The 8,996-nt window shown below is 72.4% G+C and carries 7 protein-coding genes; 3 read left to right on the top strand and 4 right to left on the bottom strand.

What is annotated here, in order from left to right:
- Positions 1-73: 73 nt before the first annotated feature.
- Positions 74-583: an HAD-IA family hydrolase gene (locus tag FREUN1FDRAFT_RS48385; RefSeq protein ID WP_369809854.1), complete on the top strand. Its 510-nt coding sequence runs from the start codon at positions 74-76 to the stop codon at positions 581-583.
- Here the strand turns inward: FREUN1FDRAFT_RS48385 and FREUN1FDRAFT_RS36395 are convergent.
- The 3 genes from FREUN1FDRAFT_RS36395 to FREUN1FDRAFT_RS36405 all read right to left on the bottom strand — a co-directional run bounded on the left by FREUN1FDRAFT_RS36395 (position 477) and on the right by FREUN1FDRAFT_RS36405 (position 5,507).
- Entirely contained in the window at positions 477-3,005 is a 2,529-nt protein-coding gene (locus tag FREUN1FDRAFT_RS36395; RefSeq protein WP_006545418.1) for an ABC transporter permease, read from the bottom strand. The two genes, FREUN1FDRAFT_RS48385 and FREUN1FDRAFT_RS36395, sit on opposite strands and share 107 nt — an antisense overlap.
- Before the next feature lie 3 nt (positions 3,006-3,008).
- Complete coding sequence (locus FREUN1FDRAFT_RS36400) at positions 3,009-4,166, bottom strand: ABC transporter ATP-binding protein (RefSeq protein WP_006545419.1); 1,158 nt, start codon at positions 4,164-4,166, stop codon at positions 3,009-3,011.
- A 249-nt stretch (positions 4,167-4,415) separates the two neighbouring features.
- The gene (locus FREUN1FDRAFT_RS36405; RefSeq protein WP_006545420.1) at positions 4,416-5,507 is read right to left on the bottom strand and encodes a PD-(D/E)XK nuclease family protein; all 1,092 of its coding nucleotides are present in this window, start codon (positions 5,505-5,507) and stop codon (positions 4,416-4,418) included.
- Between the two features lie 202 nt (positions 5,508-5,709).
- Between FREUN1FDRAFT_RS36405 and FREUN1FDRAFT_RS36410 the strand changes: the two genes are divergently transcribed.
- Together FREUN1FDRAFT_RS36410 and FREUN1FDRAFT_RS36415 are read left to right on the top strand one after the other, a co-directional pair.
- On the top strand, positions 5,710-6,900 hold the full coding sequence (locus FREUN1FDRAFT_RS36410) for a site-2 protease family protein (RefSeq protein WP_006545421.1): 1,191 nt from the start codon (positions 5,710-5,712) through the stop codon (positions 6,898-6,900).
- 199 nt (positions 6,901-7,099) lie between these two features.
- The gene (locus tag FREUN1FDRAFT_RS36415; RefSeq protein ID WP_369809855.1) at positions 7,100-8,185 is read left to right on the top strand and encodes a tRNA (adenine-N1)-methyltransferase; all 1,086 of its coding nucleotides are present in this window, start codon (positions 7,100-7,102) and stop codon (positions 8,183-8,185) included.
- Between the two features lie 208 nt (positions 8,186-8,393).
- Here the strand turns inward: FREUN1FDRAFT_RS36415 and FREUN1FDRAFT_RS36420 are convergent, their stop codons facing one another.
- Positions 8,394-8,762 carry a ferredoxin gene (locus tag FREUN1FDRAFT_RS36420; RefSeq protein WP_050796179.1) on the bottom strand — a complete coding sequence of 123 codons (369 nt, stop codon included), beginning with the start codon at positions 8,760-8,762 and terminating at the stop codon, positions 8,394-8,396.
- Positions 8,763-8,996 lie beyond the last annotated feature (234 nt).

The raw sequence follows: 8,996 nt of genomic DNA on the forward strand, positions 1-8,996 counted from the left end.
CTGGGTGTCCTCACCGCCGCGGGCGTGCCGACCGCGCTGGTCTCGTCCTCGTTCCGGTCCCTGGTGGACCCCGGTGGTCGCCCTGCTCGGCGCGCGGCACTTCACCGTTACCGTCGCCGGTGACGAGGTCGAGCGGCGCAAGCCGCACCCCGACCCGTACCTGGCCGCCACCCGGCTGCTCGGCGTCGACCCCGCCGCCTGCGTCGTGCTGGAGGACAGCCTCACCGGCGCGGCCGCCGGTGTCGCCGCCGGCTGCGTGACGGTCCTCGTGCCGTCGATGCCGATCCCGCCCGGCCAGGACCCCCGCCCGTCCAGGCCCGGGTCGCCAACCTGCACGAGGTCGACCTGGCGCTGCTCGCCGGCCTCGTCCGGCGCACCGGCGTCACCTGACTGCGCACCGGCGTCAGGTGACGCCGTACCGGCGTACCGGCCTGACGCACGCCTGACGGTCTCACCACGGTCACGGCGATCATCGGTCAGGTCGAGGCGATCGCGCGCAGGATGTCCATCCGGGCCGCGCGGCGGGCGGGGAAGACCGCGGCGAGCACGCCCAGCAGTGCCCCGACGATCATCACAGCGATGATGGTGCCGACGGGATAGGCGAAGGTGCTCACCCCCTGGCTCTCCAGGGCTCCCGTGAGCGCCCAGCCGAAGAAGCTGCCGACGACCACGCCGAGCACCGCGCCGAAGATCGCGATGATCACGGATTCGACGATCACCATCAGCCGCATCTGCGGCCGGGTCATCCCGATCGCGCGCAGCATGCCGATCTCACGCGTGCGTTCGATCACCGACAGCGCGAGCGTGTTCACGATGCCGAACAGCGCGATGACCACGGCCAGGGCCAGCAGGACGTACACGAACCCGAGCAACTGGTCGACCTGTTTCTCCTGCTCGGCCACGAACTCGCTCTGGTCGTTGACCTTCAGGTTGGCGTACGGCTTGACGACCTTGTCGATTTCGGCCCTCACCGCGGCCGGGTCGGCGTCGTCGGCCATCTGGACCATCACGAACAGGTCCAGGTTGTTGCCGGAGTGCTTCTCGTAGTCGCCGGTGGTGATGAGGACCGGACCGGCGATCGTGCTCTCCTCGTAGGTTCCGACCAGGGTCAGGTTCGTGGTGCCGTCGGGGAACGTGACCGGTGCCGGCGCGCCGACCCGCAGGCCCTGCTCCTGGGCGATCTTCTCGTCCATCAGGACCGAACCGTCGCCCAGTGCGCTGAGGTCGCCGTCGACCTGCTTGATCGCCAGGAGCTGGCGCAGGCCCGCGGGATCGCCGGCGGTGACGGACGACGTCTTCGACCCCAGCTTGATCGCGGTGCTGCGCACGCCGGTGGATGTGGCCACGCCGGGCAGGTCCTTCAGGCCTTTGGCGACCTCCGGACTGAAACTGGCGTAGTTCTCCCCGAACACGTAGTAGTCGGCGCCGAGGCTGCTCGACACCGTCTCCCGCACCGACTCCTTGATGGACTGCCCGAGGACGGCGAACGCGCTCACCAGCGCGAGGCCGATCATCAGCGCCGACGCGGTGGACGCGGTGCGCCGCGGGTTGCGGATCGCGTTCTCCTGCCCGATCCGGCCGGTGGTCCCGAACAGCGCACGCAGCGGCGTGCCCACGATCCGCGTCACCGGCGGGGCGAGCAGAGGGGAGAGCGTGGTGATGCCGAGGAAGACGAAGGCGGCGCCGGCCCCGACGACGGTCGCGTTCGCGGACTCGCCCGTCATCAGCCCGGCCACGACCATGATGGCGCCGAGCCCGGTCAGGACACTGCCGGCGATCGCCCGGGTGCGCAGCGACCTGGTGGGCAGCACGTAGGTCTCCCGCATCGCGGCCACCGGCGGCACCGTGGCCGCCTTGCGGGCGGGCACGAACGCGGCGGCGCTGGTGACCAGCAGCCCGATGAGGTAGGCGACGAGGATCGTCCGGGCCTGGAACACCAGGCTGCTCGACGGCAGCGACACCCCGAACGCCCCGACGGCCGCCCGCAGCCCCACCGCGAGCAGCGCTCCGAGCAGCAGGCCCACGGTCGCGCCGATGAAGCCGACGATCAGCGCCTCGAGCTGGACGGAGAGCTGGACCTGGCCGCGGCTGGCACCGATCGCGCGCAGCAGCGCCAGCTCACGGACGCGTTGCGCGACCAGCATCGTGAAGGTGTTGAAGATGATGAACGCGCCGACGAACATCGCGATGCCGGCGAAGACGAGCAGGAAGGTGGAGAAGCCTCCGATGGCGTCCTGCACGGCGCTCGCGCTCTCCTCGGCGAGGGCGGCGCCGGTGATCGCCTCGATGCCGGCGGGGAGCACCGCGGCGACCCGCTGCCGCAGCTGCTCCTGGGTGAGCCCGTCGGTCGCCGCGAGGTTGATCGAGGTGAACTTGCCGGGGGCGAGCATCAGGCGCTGCGCTGTGGCCGTGTCGAACACGGTGACGATGGCGCCGCCCATGCTGTCCTCGCCGCCGATGCGGAACGTGCCGGCGAGGGTGAACTCCTCCGGGGCGCCGGCGGTCTGTACGGAGAGCTTCTGCCCGAGGGCGAGGTGGTACTTGTCGGCGGTCGCCTTGTCGACGGCGATCTCCTGGCCGGTCGGGGCGTGACCGTCGGCGATCGTCTCGGCGCTGGTCGGGGAGCCGCCGTTCCAGTTCACCCCGATGCCCGGGGCGCCGCCGGTCGAGAACGGATCGCCCGTCGCGGGGTTGATCAGGGTGGCCGTCCCGCGGACCACGCCGTTCGCGGCCGCGACCCCGTCGACCTTGGCCAGGGTCGGCACCAGCGAGGCCTCCACCGGACGCCGGCTGTTCAGGTCCTGGTTGCCCACCGCGTTGACGGAGCGGACCGAGACGCTGACGTTCTTGTTGATGTCGGTGAAGAGGGTGTCGAAGGTGCGGTTCAGGGTGTCGGTCAGGACCAGCGTGCCGGTGACGAAGCTGACGCCCACGACCACCGCGAGGACGGACAGCATCAACCGGACCTTGCGGGCCAGCAGGCTCCGCAGCGTCGCGCGCAGCATCCCTCAGGACCACCCACCCGGCTGGGGCCGGCCGATCGCCGGCCCACCGGGGCGACCCCCGCGCGGGTCCGGGCGGCCGAAGTCGACGGGAGCCGTGTCCGCGGGGCCCGGCGCCGCGTAGCCGGACACGCCGCGGTCGGCGGGGCCACGGTCGGACGCGCCGTAGTCGGACGCGCTGTAGTCGGACCTGCTGTGACCGCCCGCGCCGTAGCCGGGCGTCAGATCGCCGGGGTACTCGTCATCCGGGGCGTCGTAGTCACCGTGGTCGGCGTCGACGGGGGTCCGCTGGGTGCGCGCGGACCTCGGCCGAGGCGGCCCGTCGTCGAACGGCTCGTCGCCGAACCCGGTGTCCGGGTGGGCGCCGGCACCTCCGCGGGCGAGCGCGTCGAGGTTCTTCATCCGGTCGAGGACGGCGTCCGGGGTCGGTTCGGCCATCGCGTCGACGAGACGACCGTCCGCGAGGAAGATCACCTCGTCGGAGTACGAGGCGGCCGTCGGGTCGTGGGTGACCATGACCACGGTCTGGCCCAGCTCGCGCACCGAGTCGCGCAGGAACGACAGGACCTCCGCACCGGACTGCGAGTCGAGGTTGCCGGTCGGCTCGTCGGCGAAGATGATCTCTGGTCGGGTGACGAGCGCGCGGGCGCAGGCGACCCGCTGCTGCTGCCCTCCGGAAAGCTCCGGTGGGCGGTGGCCGAGCCGCTTCTCCAGGCCGACGGCCTCGACGACCATCCGCATCCACTTCTTGTCGGGCCGGCGGCCCGCGATGTCCAGCGGCAGGGTGATGTTCTCGGCCGCGGTGAGCGTGGGCAGGAGGTTGAACTGCTGGAAGATGAAGCCGATCCGGTCCCGGCGAAGCTGGGTGAGCTGCCGGTCGCCCAGGCGGGAGAGATCGATGTCCCCGATGAAGACCCGCCCGGAGGTGACCGGGTCCAGGCCGGCGAGGCAGTGCATCAGGGTCGACTTGCCCGAGCCGGACGGGCCCATGATCGCGGTGAATCTGCCGTAGGGGAAGGTCAGGTCGATACCGCGCAGGGCGGTCACCGCGGTGGGACCCGAGCCGTAGACCTTGGTGAGCCGGGAGGCGCGCGCGGCTGAGCCCTGCCGGCGGCCGGAGCCACGGCGGGCAGGCGGGTGGTCCGATGCGGGGCGTCGGGCCATTGCGTTCCTCCAAGTCGCGTACTACGTCACCGGCCGGCGGGTGCTGCCCGTGCGGCGCCTCCGGTCCGGGGGCTCCGAACGAACAACGCGGAAGGTAAGATCAACATCTTTCCGCCCGACATGTTCGCAGCTGACGGTAACCGGCCCGGCCTCGGGTCGTACTGTCGGATATTTCGGACATGCTCCCACCGGTCACGCGGGGTGACCGCACCGCAGGTGCGGACCGCTCCCGACGGCGCCGCCCACCGGTCAGCCATCGGCCTCACACACCGCGGGCGCGCCGTCCTCGACCGGCACCTCGGCCACGCTCTCCGGCAGCGGCGGGGGCGTCCCGCCGAAGGCCGGGCAGCGCGCCTTGTGGTCACACCAGTCGCACAGCCGGCCCGGGGTCGCCCGCCAGTCGCCCGTGCTGTGGGCGCGCGCGATGGCCGCCCACAGCGCCTCGATCCGGCGTTCGGTCGCCCGCAGCTCGGCCTCGTCCGGAGCGGCCCGCAGCCAGGTGCGGTCGCCCAGGTAGTACAGCCGCAGCTCCCGCGGCAGAACGCCACGGGAACGCCACAGGACCAGGGCGTAGAAGCGCATCTGGAACATCGCCGCGCCCTCGAACGCCGGGCCGGGAGACCGCCCCGTCTTGTAGTCGATGACGCGCAGCGCCGTGCCCTGCGGTGTCTGCGCCTCGTCCAGGCGGTCGACGTAGCCGCGCAGCCGCAGGCCGGACCCGAGAACGTGCTCGACGTACAGCTCGCGCGCCGCCGGCGCGAGCCGACGAGGGTCCTCCAGGGTGAAGTAGCCGGTGAGAAGGTCGCGGGCGCTGTCCAGCCAGGCCGCCAGCGCGGTGGGATCGGTGAACAGGCCACCCAGCGACGCGTCCCGCGCCAGCAGGTCCGCCCAGACCGGCTCGACCAGGCCCGCCGCTGCCGGCTGGGTGCGCTCGCGGGGCGGGAGATCGAACAGCCGCTCGAGCACCCCGTGCACCACCGTGCCACGCGTCGCCGCCTCACTCGGCGGTTCGGGGATCCGGTCGATCACCCGGAAGCGGTAGCGCAGCGGGCAGTTGACGAAGTCGGCGGCCCGAGAAGGCGACAGCGAGGCCACCGGGCGAGGGCCCTGCGACGGAACCGACGGAACCGACGGAACCGACGGATCCCCGGCCCGGCCGGGCCCACCGCCGAGCTGCCCGGGAGAACGACCCTCGGTGCCCCGGCCGGCGGCACCCGGCGTGCCGGACGCCGGCCTCGCCGCCGCCGCGCCGTCGGCCGCCGCAACCTCCGCGCCCGGGGCATCGGTAGCCGGTGCGTCGGCAGTCGGAACAGGTGGGGCGGAGGCCGGTCCTGTGCTCATGGGTCCGACCCTAGAACGCCCCACCGACACGATCGGTCCCGGCTCGTGCCGGTGCCGGCCGCGGCGTCCCGAACGACCGTGGCGCCAGCCCTGTCCGCGAACCAGGCGTGACGCAGCCCACCGGGAGCAACCGGGCATCTGTAGAAGGAGGGGCGCCATCCGGACCGGACAGAGCGCCGGTTGGTCCGTAGCATCTACACCTATGGAGGGTCAGCCCGGTCCGGGGCAGCGCAGAGCATCGGGGGCGACCGAGCCGCCCGAGCGGCGCCCGGCCGAGCGTCCGCAGGGGCTGCGGGTCGGCGCGGTGCACGGCGTCCCGATCTTCGTGTCGCCGATGGCGCTGGTCTTCGCGGCACTGGTCGCCTCGCTGCTGGTCGGCACGATCGGGAACCGGCTGCCGTCCGCGACCGACGAGCACGTGCTCGCGCTGTCCGTCATCGTGTCCGTGGGTTTCGTCCTGTCGCTGCTCGCGCACGAGATCGGGCATGCGCTGACCGCGCAGGGCTTCGGGCTGCGGGTCCGGTCGGTGACGATTCACGGGTTCGCGGGCTTCACCGAGTTCGAGCCCGAGCCACCGTCGGCAGGTCGCGAGTTCCTGATCGCCTTCGTCGGCCCGGCCGTCAACGGCCTCCTCGCCGGCCTCTGCTGGCTAGGGCTGCTGGCCGTCCCGGACGACGGAAGCATCGGAACGGTGCTGTTCTACCTGGGCTTCACAAACCTGACGCTGTTCGTGTTCAACCTGGCACCCGGCCTCCCGCTCGACGGCGGTCGCGTGGTGGTCGCCGCGGTGTGGGCGATCGGGCACGACCGGCTGCGCGGCCAGCGTGCCGGGGCCTACGGTGGCTTCGTCGTCGCCGGGGCGCTGGTGGTGTGGGGCACACTGACCAGCTCGGACGGGTTCGGCGCCTTCTACGCGTACCTCCTGGCCGGTTTCCTGGGCTTCGGGGCCTACCAGTCGCTGCGGCTGACGAAGGTGCGGGAGCGGCTTCCTGGCCTGTCCGCGGGGCGGTTGGCCCGGCGCACCCTGCCCGTCGAGGGTGCGGTGCCGCTCGGTGAGGCGCTTCGGCGGGCGCAGGAGGTCGGCGCGACGGCCGTCGCCGTCATCGACCGGGGCGGTATGCCAGTCAAGATCATGAATGGTCTGTCGGTGGACGCCATGCCGCAGCACCGCCGTCCGTGGACGACCGTCGACGAGGTGAGCCGGACCATCGGCCCGGGGATGACCCTGCAGGCCGAGCTCGAGGGCGAGGCGCTACTGTCCGCGGTGCAACGCGTTCCCGCCCCGGAGTACCTCGTCGTCCAGCACGGTCGGCCGGTCGGTGTGCTGGCGATGGTCGACCTCGTGGCCAGGATCGACCCCGCGGCCGCGGCCCGTATGGTCTCTTCTCGGTGACGTTTCGAACAGCAGGGTGTGTGCTGGCCGTGGGCTGACCGCGGGCACGCGCCGAGAGGACATCGAGATCAGTACTGACCCGACCCCGCCGCACGCGGTCGCGTCCGGCGCCCACGTGGAGCCGGCGGCGAGCGAGCACCGTGAGAACGAGCCGACGCCTCGCCCAGGCGCGGCCCAGGAGCTGGCCGAGCTCCTGCCGGTGAGCGGGGAGATCCCGCCCGACCTGGGAGCGATCGCGGCTGGTCGAGCCCCGACCGGTGCCGCGCATCGCCGCGGGGTCTTCACCAAGGGTGACCGTGTCCAGCTCACCGACCCGAAGGGCCGGCGGCACACGGTCGTGTTGGAGCCCGGCAAGCAGTTCCACACCCACCGCGGCGCCATCCCGCACGACGACCTCCTCGGGCAGCCGGAGGGCATCGTGGTCCACAGCACCGGTGGAACCGACTACCTCGCGCTGCGACCGCTGCTGGCCGACTTCGTCCTGTCGATGCCGCGCGGCGCGACCGTCGTGTACCCGAAGGACGCGGCGGCGATCGTCATGTACGCGGACGTGTTCCCGGGGGCGCGGGTCCTCGAGGCGGGTGCCGGGTCGGGGGCGCTGTCGTGCGCCCTGTTGCGTGCGGTGGGCGACGGGGGCCGGCTGGTCTCCTACGAGCGCCGGGCCGACTTCGCGGAGGTGGCACGCAAGAACGTGGAGGCGTTCTTCGGCGGACCACATCCAGCGCACACGCTGCACGTCGGCGATCTGGGTGAGACGTCCGAAAAGGGTATGGACAGGGTGATTCTGGACATGCTCGCCCCGTGGGAGGTCGTGGGTGTCGCGGCCGCCGCGCTCATCCCCGGCGGGGTGCTGTGCGCCTACGTCGCGACGACCACCCAGCTGTCCCGCATCGTCGAGACGCTGCGGGAGCACGGTGGCTTCGCCGAGCCGGCGGCCTGGGAGACGATGATGCGCGACTGGCACGTCGAGGGGCTGGCGGTGCGGCCGGGCCACCGCATGGTCGGCCACACCGGTTTCCTGGTGACGGCCCGGAAGCTGGCGGACGGCGTCACCGCCCCGCCGCGGCGCCGCCGGCCCGCCAAGGGCTCCTACCCGGCCGGGCAGCTGGACCAGGACAACCCGTCAGGTCTGGCGGACCCCGCGAGCCTGACGGATTCCTCGAGCCCCTCGAGCCCCTCGAGCCCCCCGGGCCCCTCGGGCGCCGCGGTGCCCCCCGGGCTGGCGGTCCCCTCGGGCGAGCCGGATCGGGCGGTCGGGCTGGACGAGGCGGGCCAGCCGGACTAGGTGGACCATTCGGACCAGGCGGGCCGGCCGGACGGGCCGCAGCCGCGGGCGTAGATCCGAGCCATGGGCGTGCAGCCGGATGGCCGGATTCGTTCAGACCCGCCGGAGAGGCCAGGTGGGCGGGGGATGCAGGCCGGTGCCGCTCGGGTGCTGTGGCCGCCGGTTTAGGCGGCGGGGCGGGCGGAGAGGTCTGCGGGGGTGAGCGCTGTCATCCGGCGTCCGCCCGGGCCTGCTCCGCCGGCTCCTCCTGTGGGCCGCCGGCCTCGAGGGTGCCGTCCGCGCGTTCGAGGTAGATGCAGAAGCCAGGGCACTGCTCGGCGGCGTCACGGACCTCCGTGAGCAGCGGCAGCGGCACGACCACGTGGGTGCCGGGCTCGCTCTGCAGCTCGCCGTCGGCGTTCTTCACGTAGGCGAGGCCGTCGATGTCGAACTCGAACACGGAGGGTGCATACTGGACGCACAGACCGTCGCCGGTGCAGGAGTCCTGGTCGATGCGGACCCGGAGGTCGGGCGAGAGGTCGGGCGAATCGCCCGGGTTCACTGGTGTTGCCACAGAGCTCCGATCTTCTGTCACCATGGCACCGTAACCCGCTGTTTACGGCAAAGCCGCGTCGTACTCGTGCGACAGGCCTGCCAGCGGCTGTGACAACGGTAGTGTTGGTTGCGTCCCGGTCGGCACGGGGGAGGTGGAGGCGCGGTGTCCGGTCCCCGTTCGGGCTCTGGCTCCGGTGGGAGCACGGGTCGTCCTGGTGACGCCGATTCGCAACGGTCGGTGTCCGAGAAGGAAGTACACGAACTCACGACTCAGGGC

The organism is Parafrankia sp. EUN1f (assembly GCF_000177675.1).
Lineage (GTDB): Bacteria > Actinomycetota > Actinomycetes > Frankiales > Frankiaceae > Parafrankia.